The organism is uncultured Psychroserpens sp., assembly GCF_947494225.1.
GTDB lineage: Bacteria > Bacteroidota > Bacteroidia > Flavobacteriales > Flavobacteriaceae > Psychroserpens.
In genome coordinates this window covers 1-20,061 of the sequence record NZ_CANLUG010000007.1, presented here as the reverse complement: position 1 = coordinate 20,061, position 20,061 = coordinate 1, and the positions used below count along the sequence as shown (strand labels likewise).

Genomic DNA, 20,061 nt, shown 5'->3' with positions numbered 1-20,061 from the left:
TTTATAATGCAATTGATAAACTTAAAATAAGCTGATCTGGTCTTGTGTCAATTCTACTTACAACGCCTTCACCTAAATTGTTACCAATAAAGTTTGCTTCATTATCATTAAAGCCACGCTCATATCGTAAATCGATACCAATTTTATTGAGACTTAATCCAATACCGAAATTCAATCCTATAGAGAAATCATTTTCTATATTATCCACACTAATACCATCAAATTCGGTATCGAGAATGTATTGTAATGATGGACCACCAAATACACTTACAGGCCCAATAACCTTCAGGCCAACTAAGAGTGGCGCATCAAGTTTTTTCATGTCAAAAGAATCATCGTTATAATCACTCTTTGTGCTTGTATACATAAGTTCTGGTCTAAAATAGAGCTTGTTACCTAGCTTTCCGAAGACTCCAATATGATAACCAATATTACGATCTGGATTTTGGGCATTTTCGCCTATAGACTCAAAATAATCGCCATTGGCATTGTAGTTTAATCCACCTTTAATACCAAATGCACTTCCTGTTTGCGCATAAGCGCCTAAACAAAATAACGTTAATAAAAACGTGCTAATAATCAATTTCTTCATAATATATTCGTTTTTTGTGATTTTGATGTATAGTATCAAAAACGTTGCCAAACGAAAAATATTACTTTCTCTTTAAGACTGTTTCGGTTGCTTTTACAATAGCATTTGCATTCAAACCATACTTTTCCATAAGCTGAGCTGGCGTTCCAGATTCGCCAAAAGTATCATTAGTTGCCACAAATTCTTGAGGTGCTGGTTGGTGTTTTGTTAGCACTCTAGCTACACTTTCACCTAGACCTCCTAAATAATTATGTTCTTCTGCAGTAACAATACATTTAGTTTTAGCAACAGAATCTAAAATTGCCTTTTCATCCAAAGGTTTTATAGTGTGAATATTAATGACTTCAGCAGAAATTCCGTTTTCATTTAAAGTTTTTGCAGCTTCTAGCGCTTCCCAAACTAAATGACCAGTAGCAACAATGGTAACATCATTTCCTTCGGTTAATTGAACTGCTTTACCAATTTCGAAGGTTTGATCTTCTGGCGTAAAGTTGGCTACTTTAGGTCTGCCAAATCGTAAATATACAGGGCCATGATGTTCAGCAATGGCAATGGTTGCAGCTTTTGTTTGATTGTAATCACAGGTATTAATAACCGTCATTCCTGGTAACATTTTCATCAAACCAATATCCTCTAGGATTTGATGTGTAGCCCCATCTTCACCAAGTGTTAATCCGGCATGAGATGCACAGATTTTTACATTTTTATCAGAATACGCTACACTTTGTCTAATTTGATCATAAACACGACCAGTAGAAAAATTAGCAAAAGTTCCTGTAAATGGAATTTTTCCACCAATAGTCATACCTGCAGCTAAACCAATCATATTGGCCTCTGCAATTCCTACTTGGTAAAAGCGTTCAGGATGATTTGCTTTGAATTCATCCATTTTTAAAGACCCAATCAAGTCGGCACAAAGTGCAACAACATTTTCATTGGTTTTACCTAATTCTGTTAATCCAGCTCCAAAACCTGAGCGTGTGTCTTTATTTCCTGTGTTTGTATATGTTTTCATTCTTTGATTTTGAAACTGTAATTAATGTTGATTGTTTTTTGCGTTGTATCTACTTTATGTGCTTTGATCATGGTTTCTTCATCGCTTGCTACTTGCATGATAAGCCCGTCTGGAATATTAAAACCTAACAGATTTGCATTGTTTTTAGAAGCAAACATTAGTTCGAAGATCTTTTTGAATAACTGACTGTTTTTTACTTTCAAACTGTCATCAAAAGCAACAGAGATCTTCTCAGAATTTTTATGTGAAGGATAAACATCATAAACCGTTGCTTTTCTATCTGCGATGTTTATGGTTTCCTGAGTGTTTTCCGAAATTAACTCGAATTCTTCTTCGTCTTCAGAAGGAAAAGGCATCGGCACTAAAGCCGAAAGTTCAAAATTCATAAAAAGTTCATTTTCTCCAGACTGAAAACACATCATGAGTGCTGCTTTTTCGGTGTCATAAATGATAGCTAACTCTGCGTTTTCCAACATTTCAGCATTTCTTCTAAACATAGATTTGCCAAGGTCTCTCGCAAGACTTTTACTGTTTGTCCATATGTATTTACCATTTTTTTCAAATCCAACAGTAATGGTATCATTAGTACCTTTACGTTTGTTTGGAGCAAGATATTCAACAGTATAATCTATGGTAATTGTTTTCTCTTGAGCATAGCAACATGCAATTGAGAAAATGACGAGTATTGTTAATAGTTTTTTCATCTTAATAATCACCTAAGGTTTCTGGGTTTTGAGCTAATCCAATAGCTAATTGCTCATCATTGGGAGCTTTACCATGCCATGCGTGCGTATGCATCATAAAATCAACGCCATTACCCATTACGGTTTTTAATAAAACACAAACAGGTTTTCCTTTTCTAGTTAGTGATTTGGCTTTAGCCATCCCTTCTAAGATAGCATCGATATTATTACCTTGTTCAATATCAACTACAGTCCAACCAAAGGCTTCAAATTTAGCTCTAACACTTCCCATTGGTAAAACATCATCTGTAGAACCATCAATTTGTTGACCATTCAAATCAATAGTAGAAATAATATTATCTACATTGTTGGCAGCAGCGTACATGATACCTTCCCAGTTTTGACCTTCTTGTAATTCGCCATCACCATGCAAACTATAGACTAGGTGTTTATCATTGTTTAATTTTTTTGCTTCGGCAGCACCTAAAGCAACACTAAATCCTTGTCCTAGTGATCCGGAAGCGACTCTAACACCAGGCAAACCTTCATGCGTTGTAGGATGACCTTGTAGTCTAGAATCTATAAGTCTGAATGTATTTAATTCATTTACTGGGAAATAACCAGAACGTGCTAGAACACTATAAAATACTGGAGAAATATGGCCATTGGATAGGAAGAAAAGATCTTCACCAATGCCGTTCATATCAAAGCCGTCATTTCGGTCCATGATGTCCTGGTATAGGCTTACAAAAAATTCGGCGCAGCCTAATGAACCTCCTGGATGCCCAGAATTTACTTTGTGAACCATTCGTAAAATGTCTCTACGAACTTGAATTGTTAAGTCTTGTAATTGTTGTGTGTTTGGCATATAAATAGAGTAAGTTATTTAAGGCTCAAAAATAAAGTTTTCGAAAGGCTAATCAAAAATAGAAAGGAGTCACTTATTAACGATTTTAATCAGTTGCTAACAATTTAAATGAGATTCAAAATTTTGATTCTATGTTTTGAGCTATGCTGAGTATAATTTTATTAAATGTTTAAGACCTTAATACATCGATATAATTATCTTTGCCCACTGATGACCATTTTTATATGAAATTTGAATTAAAAGCAAGCGATTCTCAAAGTAAGGCTAGGGCAGGTGTGATTACAACAGATCATGGCCAAATTGAAACGCCTATATTTATGCCAGTTGGGACTGTTGCATCTGTAAAAGGTGTGCACCAACGAGAACTTAAAAATGATATCAATCCTGATATTATTTTAGGGAATACCTACCATTTATACTTAAGGCCTCAAACACCAATTTTAGAAAAGGCTGGTGGCCTGCATAAATTTATGAACTGGGATAGAAATATTTTAACAGATTCTGGTGGTTATCAAGTGTATTCGTTGTCGGCAAACCGAAAAATCAAAGAAGAAGGTGTTAAGTTTAAATCACATATTGACGGAAGTTATCATGTGTTTACACCTGAAAACGTGATGGAAATACAGCGAAGTATAGGTGCCGATATCATTATGGCATTTGATGAATGTACACCTTATCCGTGTGACTATAATTACGCCAAGCGTTCAATGCATATGACACATAGGTGGCTAGAACGTTGTTTGACACATTTGGATAAAACACCTTTTAAATATGATTATGAACAAACGTTTTTTCCAATAGTTCAAGGTAGTACATATAAAGATTTACGCCAGCAATCTGCAGAGTATATTGCTAATGCTGGTGCCCAAGGAAACGCAATTGGAGGCTTATCTGTTGGTGAACCAGCAGAAGAGATGTATGCCATGACAGATGTTGTATGTGATATTCTTCCATGGGAGAAACCAAGGTATTTGATGGGTGTAGGAACCCCAATAAATATTTTGGAGAATATCGCTTTAGGTGTTGATATGTTTGATTGTGTTATGCCAACCAGAAATGCAAGAAATGGTATGCTGTTTACGGCCTATGGAACCATTAATATTAAAAACCTAAAATGGGCAGATGATTTTTCTCCAATAGATGAGATGGGAATTACTTTTGTGGATACCGAATACTCTAAGGCATATTTGAGACACCTATTTACAGTTAATGAATTGCTAGGGAAGCAAATTGCTACAATTCACAATTTAGGATTTTATTTATGGTTGGTAAGAGAAGCTAGAAAACATATCTTAGCAGGAGATTTTAGAACATGGAAAGATAAAATGGTAAAACAAATGGATAACCGTTTATAGTTGTGAAAATATTAGATTGGTACATATTAAAGCGTTATTTGTTTACATTTTTGATGATGTTGTTACTGTTTATTCCTATAGGGATAACTGTAAACTTGGCTGAAAAAATTGGTAAAATATTAGAACGAGAAGTACCATTTGGAGCAGTAGCTCAATATTATCTGGATTTTACCATTTATTTTGCGAATCTATTATTTCCAATATTTTTATTTTTATCGGTGATTTGGTTTACTTCCAAACTGGCCAATAATACTGAAATTGTTGCTTTTTTAAGTTCTGGAGTATCGTTTTGGAGGTTTTTAAGACCATATATGATTGGAGCCACAATTATTGCAGGGTTTGCCTTGTTAATGGGATTATATCTTGCTCCTAAAGCAAGTAAAGGGTTTAACCAATTTAAATACAAGTATTTAAAAAGCAATAAAAATATTGTTCAAACAAATAATATTTACAAACAAATAAACGACAACGATTATATTTTTGTGAGTAGTTTTAATCCAGTGACAGGGATTGGAAGTAATTTTAGTTTAGAGCATTTTGAAGGCAATAAACTTACTTATAAAATAACGGCTAATTCTATCAAGAATAATGATAGTAGTTATCGTTTGATGGGCTATACGAAACGCATTTTTGGACCGCATAATGATATCATTCAAAGTCTTGGTAGAAAGGATACTATTCTTCCTTTCGATGTAGATGACCTCACCCCAGAAGAGTACATCGCAGAAACGAAATCGTATGGAGAATTGTTGGATTTTATTGAAAAAGAAGAAAAGAGTGGTTCATCTAATATTGGGCGTTATTTAGTGGTGAAATACAAAAAATGGAGTTTACCAGTGGCTGTTTTTATTTTAACCATTATTGCCGTTTCTGTATCGTCAATTAAGAGAAGAGGAGGTATGGGAGTTAATCTTGCCTTCGGAATTACAATTGCAATGATTTATGTGTTTTTCGATAAAGTTTTTGGGGTTATGGCAGAACAATCTAGTTTTTCTCCCTTGTTAGCTGTATGGTTTCCTAATATCGTTTTTGGTATATTAGCGGCTTATCTGCTATATAATGCCAAACGTTAAGCTTAAAAATTATCTTCATTTACACTTTTTAGTCTTTATAGCCGGTTTTACTGCTATTTTAGGTGAGCTAATTTCAATTGGTTCTACCGCCTTAGTATGGTATCGTATGCTTATAGCTGGGATTTTAATGTTCCTTTACATTAAAATGATAAGATTAAAAATTAAGCTAGATGTTAAGACAAAACTTAAATTTTTTGGTGCTGGGATAATAATAGCGCTGCATTGGATTACTTTTTTTGAAGCTATCAATCAGTCTAATGTATCTATTACTTTAGCTATGTTTTCTACAGGTGCTTTCTTCGCATCTTTTATTGAACCACTTATATATAAACGCCGTATCATTTGGTATGAAATTCTCTTCGGAATAATTGTTATACTTGGTGTTTTATTAATTACGCAGAGCGAAATAAAATATATTAACGGTATAATTTTAGGGATTTCTTCGGCGCTGTTTTCAACATTGTTCGCCGTTATTAATGGAAGATTTATCGAAACGCATTCGGCCACAATTATCTCGTTTTATGAGTTTATAAGTGGTGTTGTTTTCCTGTCTATATTTATTTTAGTTTTTGAGGGTGGTTTTGATATGGCGTTTTTCAGTCTAAAAACATGGGATTGGATTTATATTTTGATCCTGGCATCAGTGTGTACAGCTTACGCTTTTATAGGATCTGTTAAGGTAATGAAGTATATAAGTCCGTATACTGTGGTCTTAACTTATAACCTAGAACCTTTGTATGGTATTGCCTTGGCGCTGCTGTTATTTCCTGAAACAGAAACAATGAGCACTCAGTTTTACTATGGCGCTTTTTTAATTTTAGCAACCGTATTAGCCGATGGAATTCTAAAAAATAAAAAGAGTATTAAAAAGGGTAATACCTTAACAAGTAAACCCAATTAAAGTTTTTATATTTGCACTTGACTAACTAAACAACTAATTAAGAATTAAATCAAAATTTCAATGGAATATTTAGATTTTGAACTAGCTATAAAAGAACTTCAAGAGCAGCTTGAAAAGTGTCAGTTAATTGGAGAGGAGAGTGATGTAGATGTAACTCAAACTTGCAAGAAAATTGAAAAGAAGTTATTAGAAACCAAAAAAGATATTTACAAAAACTTAACGGCATGGCAGCGTGTTCAACTATCTAGACATCCTGATAGACCATACACACTAGATCATATTAAGGCGTTATGTGGTGAAACATTTTTAGAACTACATGGTGATCGTAATGTAAAAGACGATAAAGCTATGATTGGTGGTTTGGGTAAAATTGGAGACCAAACTTATATGTTTATAGGTCAGCAAAAAGGATTTAATACCAAGACAAGACAATATCGAAATTTTGGAATGTCTAATCCAGAAGGTTATCGCAAGGCTTTGCGTTTAATGAAATCTGCTGAAAAATTTGGTATTCCTGTAGTTACGCTTATAGATACTCCTGGTGCTTATCCTGGTTTAGAAGCAGAAGAACGTGGTCAAGGAGAAGCTATTGCCAGAAACATATTAGAAATGACACGCCTTAAAGTTCCTATTATAACCATAATTATTGGTGAAGGAGCGTCAGGAGGTGCATTGGGCATAGGTGTTGGTGATAAAGTATTGATGTTAGAAAACACATGGTACTCTGTAATTTCTCCAGAGTCTTGTTCTTCTATTTTATGGAGAAGCTGGGAATATAAAGAACAAGCGGCAGATGCACTAAAGTTAACGGCTCCTGACATGAAGAAGTTAAAAATTGTAGATAACATCATTAAAGAACCTTTAGGAGGTGCGCATACAGATAGAGCTGCAACTTTTAAAGCAGTAAAAGATGCCATCGAGAAAAATTACGAAGAACTTAAAAACTTATCACCAAAAGATTTAGTAAATCAACGTATGGATAAATACTTGGCGATGGGGGTTTATAAAGGTTAAACCTTATAGAATAACGGATGAAAAAAACTGAAACGTTTCGTTTCAGTTTTTTTTGGCGCTATTAACAATATAATCAAGTTATTAACAGTTAAAATGTTGAAGACCTGTTAAGATTGAAAATTTCGTAAATTCAATTTTAGGGTACAATTTATTTACATTCGCAGTTATGAAGCAACCCAACCAAATAAAAGGCTATCAAGTTGATAAAAGCACCATAATTAGCTTAGAAAAAGGTAAAATCCCACCACAAGCTATTGATTTAGAGGAAGTTGTGCTTGGAGCTATGATGATTGACAAAAAAGGTGTTGATGAAGTTATCGATATTTTAAGCCCTGATGCCTTTTATAAAGAAGCCCATAAGCACATCTTCGAGGCTATTTTCAAATTATTTGAAAATAGTGAACCGGTGGATTTATTAACCGTTTCAACTCAACTTAAGAAAGATGCAAAATTAGATATGGTTGGAGGTGATTTTTACCTCATTTCATTGACGCAACGTGTATCTTCATCTGCGCACATTGAGTTTCATGCACGTATCATTCTTCAAAAATTTATTCAGAGAAGTTTAATTAAAATTTCAAACGAAATTATAGAAGAAGCTTATGACGAAACTAAAGATGTTTTTGATTTATTAGATACGGCCGAAGCCAAACTTTATGAAGTAACCCAAGGTAACGTAAAGAAATCTACAGAAACAGCTCAGAGTTTGGTGATTCAGGCGAAAAAGAAAATTGAAGAGATTTCCAATAAAGAAGGGTTAAGTGGTATTCCGACAGGATTTACCAAACTCGATAAACTTACTTCGGGATGGCAGCCTAGTGATTTAATTATAGTCGCGGCTCGTCCAGGTATGGGTAAAACAGCATTAACCTTAACCATGGCAAGAAATATTGCCGTAAATACTAATATTCCAGTTGCTTTTTTCTCGTTAGAGATGTCATCGGTACAATTGATAACACGTTTAATTTCTTCGGAAACAGGATTGTCTTCTGAAAAGTTAAGAACAGGAAAACTGGAAAAGCATGAATGGGAACAGCTCAATGTAAAGGTGAAAACTTTAGAAAAAGCGCCATTGTTTATCGATGATACACCATCCCTGTCAATTTTCGATTTACGTGCCAAAGCGCGACGTTTAGCGTCTCAATATGGTATTAAGATGATCATGATTGATTACCTGCAATTAATGACAGCAGGAGGAAGCCAAAAAGGTGGTAATCGTGAACAAGAGATTTCGATGATATCGCGTAACCTTAAGGCATTGGCTAAAGAATTGAATGTTCCGGTTATTGCTTTATCTCAGTTATCGCGTGCTGTTGAAACACGTGGTGGAAGTAAGCGCCCGTTACTTTCAGATTTACGTGAATCTGGAGCGATTGAGCAGGATGCCGATATTGTAAGTTTTATTTATAGACCAGAATACTATAAGATTGAAGAGTGGGATGATGAAGAACGTTCTCCAACAGAAGGTCAAGGTGAGTTTATTGTGGCTAAACATAGAAATGGTGGTTTAGAAAATATTAGACTTAAGTTCATCGGTCACTTAGGTAAGTTTGATAATCTTGATGATTTTGATACTCCATTTGGAGAGTTTCATTCTAAGATGAATGCAGCGGCAAATGACGACACTTTTAAGCCAGATAATTTCCCATCGGCGGCTGATGCCTTTGGTACACCAGAAGACAATGATGATAATGATGTGCCATTTTAAGAATTTTTAAGGATATTTTCACAAGATAATAGCCTAACTTTGCTTTTGCTATTAAAAAACAAAATTGCCTCATGTTAGATCAAAGACGTACTACAAATATCCTACTACTGTTTATCGTAGTTCCTTTAGTATTTTATTTACTAAAAATCCTATCGTTTATATTTATTCCTTTAATATCATCTATGTTTATTGCGTTATTGTTTTTACCATTAATGCGATGGCTAGGACGACGTAACGTACCGCAATTAGTGAGTATTGTTATTGTTGTTGCACTTATTGGTGTTGGCGTATTTATAGGTGTAGAATTGGTACAGCTATCAAGCAAGCAAATTTTGTCTAATGACACAGGATTCTTTGCCAAGGCCCAAGTAAAAATCAATGACCTTATGTTATATATGCAGGATAAGGTTGGTTTAGAATACAATAGAGATGATAAGTTCTTAGCAAGATTTTTCCAGAAAGAAAGCATTGGTTCAACCTTTGATTTTGTTAGAAAATTTTTAACCAACATTTTGATGATTACATTCTTTACCATTTTGTGGTTGTCAGAATCCATCAATATGCATGAGGTTTTAAATAATACGATATTAAAACGTAAGCATACCTCAATAAAGGCTTTTATGAAAATTGAAAAGGACTTAATTACATTTATTAAAGTTAAGTTTTTGGTTAGCCTGTTAACAGGAATTTTTACTGGTTTAGCTTGTGTTTTCTTTGATGTAAGTTTCCCAATATTTTGGGGCCTTTTTGCGTTCTTAATCAACTTTGTACAAATGGTAGGGTCGTTTATTTCGGTAATACTATTGTCAATCTTTGCTTTTGTAGAACTAGATCCAACAAGTACGTTGTTCTTCTTTATTTTATCCATAACAGGTGTACAGGTCTTGTTTGGAGCAATTTTAGAGCCAATTTTTATGGGAAAATCATTTTCGATTAATGTGATTACGGTACTCATAATGCTTATGCTTTGGGGCTTTATTTGGGGCATACCAGGACTCATTATGGCGATTCCAATTACTGTTTTTATTAAAATTATTTTGGAACAATTCCCGAGTACTAAAGTTATTGCCTCCTTGTTGTCAGGTCCAGAGCGAACCATAAAGCCACTTAAGAAATAAGTAGAATTATCTTTTAGATTATGTATTTCAACAAGTAAATACCTAAAACTATATTAAAGCGTACCGCTTCGGGATAATTTTTGACTATATTTCAGATATTAAATTGAAAAAATCTTCGATGAAAAAGATAATTGTGTTGTTTACGCTGCTCTTGGTTACGATGTCGTCTTATGCGTCGTATATTCTAATTCCAATGGATGCCGAAGGCCAGCAAAATCATTTAAAAGCTTATGGAGTAACCTATTGGACCTTAGAAAAACAACTAAAGGTAAAATGGTTATTAAACTATAAAGGAGGGTCATTTTTATTACCAGATTCTGAGGAAATCCAACGTGAATGCCAAATAAGAGGTGTTAGCTTTGAAGTGATTTCTAATGCAAAAGCGGAAGAAATTCTGAACATGATTGCGAGTCCGTCGCAAAATATGGAAGCTGTTGTATTAGAGAAAGCTCCTAAAATAGCAGTATATACTCCAAAAGGACTTCAGCCTTGGGATGATGCTGTTACTATGGTTTTAACCTATGCCGAAATCCCATATGAAACGGTTTATGATGAAGATGTATTAAAGGATGCTTTATTGCTGTATGATTGGTTGCATTTACATCATGAAGATTTTACGGGACAGTATGGTAAATTTTATAGAGCTTATAGGTCGGCTTCTTGGTATATTCAAGAGAAAAAAGAAGCTGAAAATTTAGCGGCGAAATTAGGGTACGATAAAGTTTCCGAGGAGAAATTAGCAGTGGCAAAGAAAATAAGAGATTATGTTATTGGAGGCGGTTTTATGTTTGCCATGTGTAGTGCAACAGACAGCTTTGATATTGCCTTATCTGCCGATGGTGTTGATATTTGTGAACCTATGTTTGATGGTGATGGAAGTGATGCAGGTTATCAAAATAAAATAGACTATAACAGAACGTTTGCGTTTAAGGACTTTCTATTAGAGAGGAGCCCTAATGTATATGAGTTTTCATCAATTGATATGACGAGAAAACGACGCATACCTAAAACCACAGATTATTTTTCTCTTATGGAGTTTTCTGCAAAATGGGATCCAATTCCGTCTATGCTTTGCCAGAATCATACTGCTTTGGTAAAAGGATTTATGGGACAAACGACTTCGTTTACGCGGGAAGAAATAAAATCGAATGTTTTGGTAATGGGAGAAAACAAAACTAATGGTGAAGCCAAATATATTCATGGTATTAAAGGAAAAGGCTTCTTTACGTTTTATGGAGGTCACGACCCTGAAGATTATACTCATAAAGTTGGTGATCCTAAAACAGAATTAGATTTACATCCAACATCACCCGGTTATAGACTCATTCTTAACAATGTTTTGTTTCCTGCGGCCAAAAAGAAAAAGCAAAAGACTTGATTAACCGTCTTTGCTAAAAGTTTTGTAATTTTAGTTTCACCTAATTGTCAAAACTATGGCGTCTAAAAAGAAAATACTCAAAAAGATACAAATTGTGATTACCAATCATTTTGATAGCCCCGAAGATGCCTTCAATTTTTTTGATAAAAATGGAAATGGAACACTTTCAAAAAAAGAAATAGCGACACTTTTGAAACAGGCTGAAATAAGTGGTTTTATTAGAGGTGTAGTGTCTTCTAAACTCATTGAAGGTTATGACAAAGATGGAGATGGTCAAGTAAATTGGAAAGAATTTAAATTTGCTGTTGATGAAATCTCAAAAGCTAACTAGCCTCATTTAGTTTTGAAGTATAACCTTTTTAAATTTTTAAAGCTCCTTGCATTCACAGTCTTTTTTTGGAGCTTTGCATCTACATTGTTTATTGTTATTCGCTTTTTCGCTTATGGCGAAGAACAAGGTAGTGCTTATGTAAATCCCAAAAATATTATTCCAATTACCGAATGGTTGGACTTTGGTTTAATCTTAGGTATTATAATAGGTGTTTTTTATGCTGTTGTAGAATTTTCTTTTGAGAAGTATTTTTCTCAGAGGCTTAATTTGGCATTATCTATTTTTCTAAAATTAGTGATCTATTTATCGATACTTATTATTTCATTAAGTTTTATTACGTTTATTGCTGAAGAACGAATGGACATTGATTTGGCCAATGAACCAGGTTGGTGGAGAACAGATCCCTTGTTTTGGCTTAGTACGACATATTTTTTATTGACATCTTTAGTGTTTTCATTTATACGCATAGCCAATGACAAATTGGGTTCGGGTGTTTTTATCAAAATGCTCTTAGGAAAGTACAGAAAACCTCAAGAGGAGAAACGTATTTTAATGTTTTTAGATTTAAAAGACTCTACCGCAATTGCAGAGCAAATAGGTCATCAAAAGTATAGTCAGTTCATTCAAGATTGCTTTTTTGATCTTAATAAAATCTTACGACGATACGATGCAGAAGTGTATCAATATGTGGGAGATGAAGCTGTTATTAGTTGGACCTATAAAAATGGAATTAAAAATAATAGATGCATCGGCTTATTTTATTCTTTTCAAGAAACTTTGTCTAAGCGCTCAAAGTATTACCAAAAAACGTATGGTTTAAACCCAAGATTTAAAGCAGGACTTCATGGAGGACAGCTAATGGTAGCCGAAGTTGGTACCATAAAAAAGGAAATCGCTTATCATGGTGATGTCATTAATACAACATCCAGAATTCAAAACGAATGCAATACTTACAATGAAAATTTATTAATATCTAATACTTTATTAGACGATATTGACCTTAACACGATATATACTTCAAAAACCTTAGGTGCAATTCAACTAAAAGGTAAGCAGGAAATCATAGATATTTCGGCCATTCATTTAGAATAAAAAAATCCGATTCTTTTCAAGAACCGGATTTTATGTTTTTTAATGTGATCCAACATGGCAACCACAGTTGGCTCGTGTGAAACTTTGTGTTTCTTCGTGCCAAGGAAACGCTTGGTTATATTTAGAGTTTTCCCAGTAGAATTTTGTACGTTCTTTTGGATGGTTTCCAATTTCGTTCATAGTTTCAGTGTCGTAAAGGCGTCCATTAATCATGGTGTAAACGATACTTTCAGAATTTCGTATATCCTCTAAAGGGTTTTTATCCATAATGATTAAATCGGCTAGTTTTCCTTTTTTCAAGGAACCTATATCATCGCTCATTCCAATATAATCTGCACCATTTATGGTAGCCGCTTTCAGTGCTTCGTGATTTGACATTCCACCTTGCTGTAACAACCATAGTTCCCAATGTGCTCCTAATCCTTGTAATTGTCCATGAGCGCCAAGATTCACTTTTACACCTGCATCACTTAAGGCTTTACAGGTTTTAGAAACCAAGATGTGTCCATTTTCATATTCTTCATCAGGTATCATAATGCGATGTCTTGATCGCGAATCAATAATACTTCTTGGTGTATATTTCAGTAGTTTTTCTTTTTCCCATACATTGGTGTTTTGATACCAGAACATTTCACCATTCATGCCTCCGTAATTTACAATTAATGTTGGCGTATAACCTACATTACTCTGTCCCCAAAGTTCTAGTACATCCTTATAAACAGGAGCCACAGGAATATTGTGTTCGACACCAGTATGACCATCCATAACCATGGTGATGTTGTGATAGAATGTAGAGCCTCCTTCTGGAACTACAAAAATGCCTTCTTCTCGAGCGGCTTGTAAAACTTGTTGTCTTTGTTCGCGTCGAGGTTGGTTATAACTTTTAACAGATAAAGCTCCAAAGGCTTTTGTTCGTCTTATAGAAGAACGTGCATCTTCTAAGTTATTAATAACCGCTTTAAAATCGCCATCGGCACCATAAAGAATAAAACCTGTGGAGTAGAGGCGAGGGCCAACAAGTGTTCCATTTTTTTGCAATTCAGAAAGTGCAAATACAGTTTCTGAATTAGCGGAAGGATCATGAGCAGTAGTTACTCCATAGGCTAGATTGGCATAAAACTGCCAGTGTTTTTGAGTTGTTAGTCCATAACGAAAACCACCAATATGAGCATGAGCATCTACAATACCAGGCATAATAGTTTTACCTGAGACGTCGTATACTTTGGCATTTGATGGAACCGAAACATCTGAAGCGTTTCCAATGGCCTCAATAATATTGTTATTTATAATAATGGTACCATTTTCTATGACTTCATCACCTTCCATTGTTATTATTCTGGCACCTTGAAGCGCAATCCTACCTTCGGGTTTATCGGTTTTAACCTCAAGGTTGATTTTAATTCCTTTCTCGCTCATCTTTGCATCTTCAGAAGCCTCAGCAGCGTAATACATGTTTCCAAGCGTCCAATAAATTGTCTTACTGTCTTTAGACCAATGAAGATTAATGCCTGCATCTTTTGATAACTTGGAGATAGGAATAAATTTAGATTTATCGGTTAGATCTAGAGTTTTACCAGCTTTTGGCATAGGAGCCATATAAACTTTGTGTAGATGAACGAAGGCAATCCAATTTCCATCAGGACTTGGAACTAATCGATTACCATGTTTCGATTTTACAAGAATGCGTTCATCAAAACCATTTAGATCTATACTTTTTAATTCTTTGGTTAATGCACCAAAAAAGAGCCCTCCTTTTTGATATAAAACTCTAGAGTCATCAGCATTAAAGAAAGGGAAATCACCTTCTTGAGTTAATAATTTTGAATTAGTACCATTGGCATTCATAAGGTACAATCCTGTTTTTTTGGCAAATGTTCTGCCTTGGTCATTATTTCCACCTTCTTTGCGATAAACGATAGTTTTCCCATCGTGTGAGTACGCCGGGTTTCGATAGATTCCTTTTTCGGAAGTTAATTTTGTTGCAGTACCACCTGTACTAGGAATTGAATATATCCCGCCTAAATTTTCATCATTCCATGTCACATAAGTTATTGTTTTGCCATCAGGAGAAAAAGTGGGTTCGAATTCAAAATCAGACCCAGATGTCAATCGTTGCGCTTTTCCGTTAGGTAGATTTTGAGTATAAAGGTGTCCCAAGGCATTAAATACAATTGATTTTCCGTCTGGAGAGGTCGTAACATGACGCATTACTTTAGCATCAAATGTATCGGGAGAAACAGGATTCTCAAATTCTAATGCTTTGGCAATCTTAATCGTTGTATCCACTTGAAAAGGAATATCGGTAACTTCTAAGTTGTCAATGTTTATCTTCTTTATTTTTCCACCAGACCAGATAACGATAGCTTGATTATCTGGCATCCAGTTAAAATTCGTATATACACCGAAAATGGCCCATGCTTCTTGCTGATCTTTATTAAGTTGATCATAAATTGGCCATTCTTCTCCTGTTTCTAAATCATGTATATAAAGCGCGGATTTGGTTCGTACACGTTTTACAAAAGCCAACTTTTTACCATCTCTAGACACTTGAGGACGAGCGGCACCACCAGGACCACCAGTAATTCTAGTGGTTTTTCCCTTTTCCATGTCGTATCGGTTAATTGCATAAATCTGGCTATTTGGATCTTTATTGTATTGAAAGAAACCACCAGGATAAACATCTTCACTGTAATAGAGGTATTTGCCATCTGGAGAAAGTGATGGTTCATTAACGTCCTGTTGTGCATTCTTTTTTTTCGTAAGTTGAATACCACTACCTCCTGATTTATGGTACATCCACATTTCGCCTGCTCCAAGTGAACGTCCAGACGTAAAATGTTTCCGAGCAATAAGGTAATTACCATCTGGTGTCCATATAGCGTTGTTTAGTAACCGAAAACTTTCTTTCGTAATTTGTTTAGCATTAGAACCATCGCTATTCATAACCCAAATATTATCACCTCCACCAGCATCACTTGTAAAGGAAATGTGTTTTCCATCAGGGCTAAAACGAGGTTGTATTTCAAAGGCTAGTCCTTTTCTTAGAATTGTAGCTTTTCCTCCGTTACTATCTATCTTATAGATGTCACCTAACATATCAAAAACAATTGACTTGCCATCAGGACTTACATCGAGGTTCATCCATGTTCCTTCATTAGTTGATAATTTAAATTCTTTAAAACCCCAATCACCTTCGGGGTTGGATACGTCCCAAGATTTAGCTTTGTCCTTATCTTGGGAAAAGGCATTAAAAGTAATTAGCAGAATGAGGAGTTTGATGAGTTGTGTGTATTTCATTTGATTAGTTTTAATTGAGAGGTAAGTTAATTATAAAAAATGAAATTCACTGTTAAAATCTAGCATGTAGAGCTTTAACTTTTGATATAACAATATAAAAAAACCGATTCATTTCTGAATCGGTTTTATAAGCGAATTGTTGTTATTATTTAGGCGAACGCCCTACTTTACTTTGTTCACTATTGCTTCAAAAGCTTCTGGGTTATTCATAGCTAAATCTGCAAGAACTTTACGGTTCAATTCGATGTTGTTAGCTTTAAGTTTTCCCATAAACTTAGAATAGCTCATTCCGTGTTGTCTGGCTCCTGCATTAATACGCATTATCCATAATGAACGGAATGTTCTTTTTTTGTTTCGACGGTCTCTATACGAATATTGCATCGCTTTATCAACCGCATTTTTTGCTACTGTCCAAACGTTTTTACGTCTTCCGAAGTAACCTTTTGCTTGCTTAAGAACCTTTTTTCTTCTGGCTCTTTTCGCTACTGAATTTACTGATCTTGGCATTTCTTAAATTGTTTTTTTGTAGTAGGCGGTCAATTCTTGACACTTGCTAAATACTTTTGCCTAACTCCAGGGTTTATAATTTGTTTTAACCGATTAAAACCTTATTACTTTAAACGTAACATTGTTTTAATATTGTTCTCATCTGCTTTGTGTACCAAAGTGTCATGAGTCAAAGCTAGCTTACGCTTTTTAGATTTTTTTGTCAAGATATGACTCTTAAAAGCATGCTTTCTTTTAATTTTACCAGTGCCAGTTAGTTTAAAACGTTTCTTAGCACTTGATTTAGTTTTCATTTTAGGCATTGTTTCCTAGTTTTATTTACGTTTCGCTTATTATCTTACTGCTGAACTTTTCAGCGTTTATTTTACTTTTTTTGGTGCGATGAACATGGTCATTCGCTTACCTTCTAATCTTGGCATTTGTTCAACCTTACCTAATTCTTCAAGATCCTGAGCTAATCTTAATAATAAGATTTGTCCTTGTTCTTTAAAAATGATTGAACGCCCTTTAAAAAACACAAAGGCTTTAAGTTTAGCTCCATCTTTCAAAAACTTCTCGGCGTGCTTCTTTTTAAACTCGTAATCATGGTCATCTGTTTGAGGACCAAAACGAATTTCTTTGATAGTCACCTTAGAGGCTTTTGCTTTAAGTGCCTTTTCACGTTTCTTTTGTTCATAAAGAAACTTCTTATAATCCATTACCTTGCACACAGGAGGATCAGCCTTTGGTGAAATCTCAACAAGATCTAGCCCTTGGTCATCAGCGATGGCCAACGCTTCTTTAGTTGAGTAAATTCCAACGTCTACATTATCACCTACAAGTCTTACCTTTTCGGCTCTAATTTTAGAGTTGATTTTGTGTTGATCTTCTTTTACTACTCGCTTAGAGTTGTGTCGTCTACGTATTGCTATGGCTTATATATTTTAATTAAACTTTATCTATTTAAATGTTTTTAATGTTTTATTGACTTCTCTTTCAACAATTTCTGAAAATTCATCTACACTAATCATGCCTAAATCTTCCCCACCGTGTTGTCGAACAGAAATCATGTTTTCCTTTTCTTCATTCTCGCCAATGATAATCATAAACGGTATCTTATTCATTTCCGCTTCTCGGATTTTCTTACCAATAGTCTCGTTTCTATTATCTGCGAGGGCGCGAATTTCGTGATTTTCTAGCAAATTTAAAACTTTTTCCGCGTATTTTTCATATTTCTCACTTAATGATAATACAATTGCCTGCTCTGGCATAAGCCAAAGAGGGAAATTTCCACCGGTATGTTCTAATAAAATAGCAATGAAACGTTCCATACTTCCAAAAGGTGCACGATGAATCATTACAGGTCTATGTAACTCATTATCACTGCCCTTATACGTCAAGTCAAATCGTTCTGGTAAATTATAATCTACTTGAATTGTTCCTAATTGCCAATTTCGACCTAAGGCATCCTTTACCATAAAATCTAATTTTGGTCCATAGAAAGCAGCTTCTCCTGTTTCAACAACATAGTCTAAACCTTTATCAATAGCTGCATTTAATATTGCAGCTTCAGCTTTTTTCCAATTTTCGTCGCTACCAATATACTTTTCTGGATTCTCTGGATCTCTAAGGGAAACTTGCGCCTTAAAGTTTTCAAATCCAAGCGATCCAAAAACATATAGAACGAGATCAATCACCTCTTTAAATTCACTATCAAGTTGATCTGGAGTACAAAATATATGCGCATCATCTTGCGTGAAACCTCTAACTCGAGTTAAGCCATGAAGTTCACCACTTTGTTCATATCTGTATACCGTTCCGAATTCTGCATAACGTTTAGGAAGTTCTTTATAAGAAAAAGGTCGTGTGTTATATATTTCACAGTGATGAGGGCAATTCATAGGTTTCAATAAGAATTCCTCACCTTCTGCTGGTGTATTTATGGGTTGAAAACTGTCCTCTCCGTATTTAGCGAAGTGACCCGACGTTACATATAGTTCTTTCTGTCCGATATGAGGGGTTACAACCATTTCATATCCTGCTTTTTTCTGAGCATTCTTAAGGAAATTCTCAAGACGTTCACGTAATGCAGCCCCTTTTGGCAGCCATAATGGAAGACCTTGTCCTACTTTTTGGGAAAACGTGAATAATTCTAATTCTTTTCCTAATTTTCTATGATCTCGTTTTTTAGCTTCCTCAATTAATTGAAGATATTCGGTTAGCTCTTTTTGCTTCGGAAATGAAATACCATAAACTCTAGTGAGCTGCTTATTGTTTTCATCGCCTCTCCAGTAAGCACCTGCCACAGACATTATTTTTACTGCTTTTATTAATCCCGTATTTGGAATATGTCCACCTTTACATAAATCTGAAAAGCTTGAATGATCACAAAAAGTGATGGTTCCATCTTCCAAATTTTCAATCATTTCAACTTTATACTCATTATTTTGAGACCTATATAATGAAAGCGCTTCGGCTTTACTTACTGGGCGCATTTTAAAATCATGTTTACCCCTAGCAATTTCCATCATTTTATTCTCTATTACTTTGAAATCCTTTTCGGAAATAGAATGGTCGCCAAAATCGATATCGTAATAAAACCCATTACCTTTATCTTCTTGAATTGCTGGTCCAAGTGTTAGTTTTATATTAGGATATAATTCTTCTAATGCTTGAGCCATAACATGAGATGTTGAATGCCAGAAAGATTCTTTTCCTTTTCGATCTCTCCATGTATACAATATTAATGATCCATTAATATGTAATGGTGTGGATGTTTCTATCATTTCATCATTGAAACTTGCAGAGATTACATTTCTTGCAAATCCTTCACTAATGCTCTTAGCGACATCCATTGGAGTTGTTCCTTCTTCAAAGGTTTTAATAGTACCATCTGGTAAAGTAATATCTATCATAATAATGACCTAATAATTAAGTTGGCAAAGATAGTATGTTAAATATTGCCATACAATAGATGATATATATAATATTATATGAAGAGTGATTTCGGTAAAAGAAATAAACTTTTATAAAAAAAGAGGTTTGTAAAGCGTTCATTATAAGGGGTTGTGGAGTTTGAAAAAAAATAGTTTAAAAAAAGCTTGAAAAAGTTTTGGTGGAAAGAAAAAAGGGGTTGTATATTTGCACCCG

18 protein-coding genes are annotated in these 20,061 nt (G+C 34.6%); 9 read left to right on the top strand and 9 right to left on the bottom strand.

From position 1 onward, the window contains the following. Nucleotide 1: 1 nt before the first annotated feature. The 4 genes from Q0893_RS15000 to Q0893_RS14985 form a co-directional block, all read right to left on the bottom strand. Entirely contained in the window at nucleotides 2-592 is a 591-nt protein-coding gene (locus Q0893_RS15000) for an outer membrane beta-barrel protein (RefSeq protein WP_298903519.1), read from the bottom strand. Between the two features lie 61 nt (nucleotides 593-653). After that, the gene (locus Q0893_RS14995; RefSeq protein WP_299277142.1) at nucleotides 654-1,607 is read right to left on the bottom strand and encodes a transketolase C-terminal domain-containing protein; all 954 of its coding nucleotides are present in this window, start codon (nucleotides 1,605-1,607) and stop codon (nucleotides 654-656) included. Further along, nucleotides 1,604-2,311 (bottom strand): hypothetical protein, encoded by a 708-nt coding sequence (locus Q0893_RS14990; protein WP_299277139.1) that lies wholly within the window; start codon nucleotides 2,309-2,311, stop codon nucleotides 1,604-1,606. The genes Q0893_RS14995 and Q0893_RS14990 overlap by 4 nt, the downstream gene beginning before the upstream one ends. Nucleotide 2,312: 1 nt before the next feature. Next, on the bottom strand, nucleotides 2,313-3,158 hold the full coding sequence (locus Q0893_RS14985) for a transketolase (protein ID WP_299277136.1): 846 nt from the start codon (nucleotides 3,156-3,158) through the stop codon (nucleotides 2,313-2,315). A gap of 224 nt (nucleotides 3,159-3,382) precedes the next feature. Between Q0893_RS14985 and tgt the strand changes: the two genes are divergently transcribed. The 9 genes from tgt (at nucleotide 3,383) to Q0893_RS14940 (ending at nucleotide 13,128) form a co-directional block, all read left to right on the top strand. Further along, complete coding sequence (gene tgt / locus Q0893_RS14980) at nucleotides 3,383-4,513, top strand: tRNA guanosine(34) transglycosylase Tgt (RefSeq protein WP_298903515.1); 1,131 nt, start codon at nucleotides 3,383-3,385, stop codon at nucleotides 4,511-4,513. A 2-nt stretch (nucleotides 4,514-4,515) separates the two neighbouring features. Then, entirely contained in the window at nucleotides 4,516-5,586 is a 1,071-nt protein-coding gene (locus Q0893_RS14975) for an LptF/LptG family permease (RefSeq protein ID WP_298903514.1), read from the top strand. Continuing rightward, nucleotides 5,573-6,487, top strand: coding sequence for a DMT family transporter (locus Q0893_RS14970; RefSeq protein ID WP_299277130.1), 915 nt, complete (start codon nucleotides 5,573-5,575; stop codon nucleotides 6,485-6,487). The genes Q0893_RS14975 and Q0893_RS14970 overlap by 14 nt, the downstream gene beginning before the upstream one ends. A 60-nt stretch (nucleotides 6,488-6,547) precedes the next feature. Next, on the top strand, nucleotides 6,548-7,501 hold the full coding sequence (locus tag Q0893_RS14965) for an acetyl-CoA carboxylase carboxyltransferase subunit alpha (protein WP_299277127.1): 954 nt from the start codon (nucleotides 6,548-6,550) through the stop codon (nucleotides 7,499-7,501). A 166-nt stretch (nucleotides 7,502-7,667) separates the two neighbouring features. Next, entirely contained in the window at nucleotides 7,668-9,209 is a 1,542-nt protein-coding gene (dnaB, locus tag Q0893_RS14960; RefSeq protein ID WP_298903511.1) for a replicative DNA helicase, read from the top strand. A 71-nt stretch (nucleotides 9,210-9,280) separates the two neighbouring features. Then, a complete protein-coding gene (locus Q0893_RS14955) occupies nucleotides 9,281-10,327 on the top strand; it encodes an AI-2E family transporter (RefSeq protein WP_298903510.1) in 1,047 nt (348 codons plus the stop codon). Between the two features lie 118 nt (nucleotides 10,328-10,445). Then, on the top strand, nucleotides 10,446-11,705 hold the full coding sequence (locus Q0893_RS14950; protein WP_298903509.1) for an asparagine synthetase B: 1,260 nt from the start codon (nucleotides 10,446-10,448) through the stop codon (nucleotides 11,703-11,705). A 55-nt stretch (nucleotides 11,706-11,760) separates the two neighbouring features. Then, a complete protein-coding gene (locus Q0893_RS14945; RefSeq protein WP_299277121.1) occupies nucleotides 11,761-12,036 on the top strand; it encodes an EF-hand domain-containing protein in 276 nt (91 codons plus the stop codon). 12 nt (nucleotides 12,037-12,048) lie between these two features. After that, nucleotides 12,049-13,128 carry an adenylate/guanylate cyclase domain-containing protein gene (locus tag Q0893_RS14940; protein ID WP_299277118.1) on the top strand — a complete coding sequence of 360 codons (1,080 nt, stop codon included), beginning with the start codon at nucleotides 12,049-12,051 and terminating at the stop codon, nucleotides 13,126-13,128. A 39-nt stretch (nucleotides 13,129-13,167) separates the two neighbouring features. Here the strand turns inward: Q0893_RS14940 and Q0893_RS14935 are convergent, their stop codons facing one another. From Q0893_RS14935 to thrS, 5 genes are all read right to left on the bottom strand, one after another. Next, entirely contained in the window at nucleotides 13,168-16,425 is a 3,258-nt protein-coding gene (locus tag Q0893_RS14935; protein WP_299277115.1) for an amidohydrolase family protein, read from the bottom strand. Nucleotides 16,426-16,587: 162 nt separating this feature from the next. Next, nucleotides 16,588-16,932, bottom strand: coding sequence for a 50S ribosomal protein L20 (rplT, locus tag Q0893_RS14930; RefSeq protein WP_204347045.1), 345 nt, complete (start codon nucleotides 16,930-16,932; stop codon nucleotides 16,588-16,590). Nucleotides 16,933-17,036: 104 nt separating this feature from the next. Next, nucleotides 17,037-17,234, bottom strand: a complete 198-nt coding sequence (rpmI, locus tag Q0893_RS14925) for a 50S ribosomal protein L35 (RefSeq protein WP_040250651.1) — start codon at nucleotides 17,232-17,234, stop codon at nucleotides 17,037-17,039. Nucleotides 17,235-17,291: 57 nt separating this feature from the next. After that, on the bottom strand, nucleotides 17,292-17,843 hold the full coding sequence (gene infC, locus Q0893_RS14920; protein WP_298903789.1) for a translation initiation factor IF-3: 552 nt from the start codon (nucleotides 17,841-17,843) through the stop codon (nucleotides 17,292-17,294). A 27-nt stretch (nucleotides 17,844-17,870) separates the two neighbouring features. Continuing rightward, entirely contained in the window at nucleotides 17,871-19,826 is a 1,956-nt protein-coding gene (thrS, locus tag Q0893_RS14915; RefSeq protein WP_298903505.1) for a threonine--tRNA ligase, read from the bottom strand. Between the last annotated feature and the right edge of the window lie 235 nt (nucleotides 19,827-20,061).

Coding starts and splice junctions, on each gene's coding strand:
- dnaB (WP_298903511.1), top strand. CDS start 7,668: ATGAAGCAACCCAACCAAATAAAAGGCTATCAAGTTGATAAAAGCACC.
- Q0893_RS14950 (WP_298903509.1), top strand. CDS start 10,446: ATGAAAAAGATAATTGTGTTGTTTACGCTGCTCTTGGTTACGATGTCG.
- rplT (WP_204347045.1), bottom strand. CDS start 16,932: ATGCCAAGATCAGTAAATTCAGTAGCGAAAAGAGCCAGAAGAAAAAAG.
- Q0893_RS14970 (WP_299277130.1), top strand. CDS start 5,573: ATGCCAAACGTTAAGCTTAAAAATTATCTTCATTTACACTTTTTAGTC.
- thrS (WP_298903505.1), bottom strand. CDS start 19,826: ATGATAGATATTACTTTACCAGATGGTACTATTAAAACCTTTGAAGAA.
- Q0893_RS14935 (WP_299277115.1), bottom strand. CDS start 16,425: ATGAAATACACACAACTCATCAAACTCCTCATTCTGCTAATTACTTTT.
- Q0893_RS14990 (WP_299277139.1), bottom strand. CDS start 2,311: ATGAAAAAACTATTAACAATACTCGTCATTTTCTCAATTGCATGTTGC.
- Q0893_RS14985 (WP_299277136.1), bottom strand. CDS start 3,158: ATGCCAAACACACAACAATTACAAGACTTAACAATTCAAGTTCGTAGA.
- Q0893_RS14995 (WP_299277142.1), bottom strand. CDS start 1,607: ATGAAAACATATACAAACACAGGAAATAAAGACACACGCTCAGGTTTT.
- Q0893_RS14965 (WP_299277127.1), top strand. CDS start 6,548: ATGGAATATTTAGATTTTGAACTAGCTATAAAAGAACTTCAAGAGCAG.
- Q0893_RS15000 (WP_298903519.1), bottom strand. CDS start 592: ATGAAGAAATTGATTATTAGCACGTTTTTATTAACGTTATTTTGTTTA.
- tgt (WP_298903515.1), top strand. CDS start 3,383: ATGAAATTTGAATTAAAAGCAAGCGATTCTCAAAGTAAGGCTAGGGCA.
- rpmI (WP_040250651.1), bottom strand. CDS start 17,234: ATGCCTAAAATGAAAACTAAATCAAGTGCTAAGAAACGTTTTAAACTA.
- Q0893_RS14955 (WP_298903510.1), top strand. CDS start 9,281: ATGTTAGATCAAAGACGTACTACAAATATCCTACTACTGTTTATCGTA.
- Q0893_RS14945 (WP_299277121.1), top strand. CDS start 11,761: ATGGCGTCTAAAAAGAAAATACTCAAAAAGATACAAATTGTGATTACC.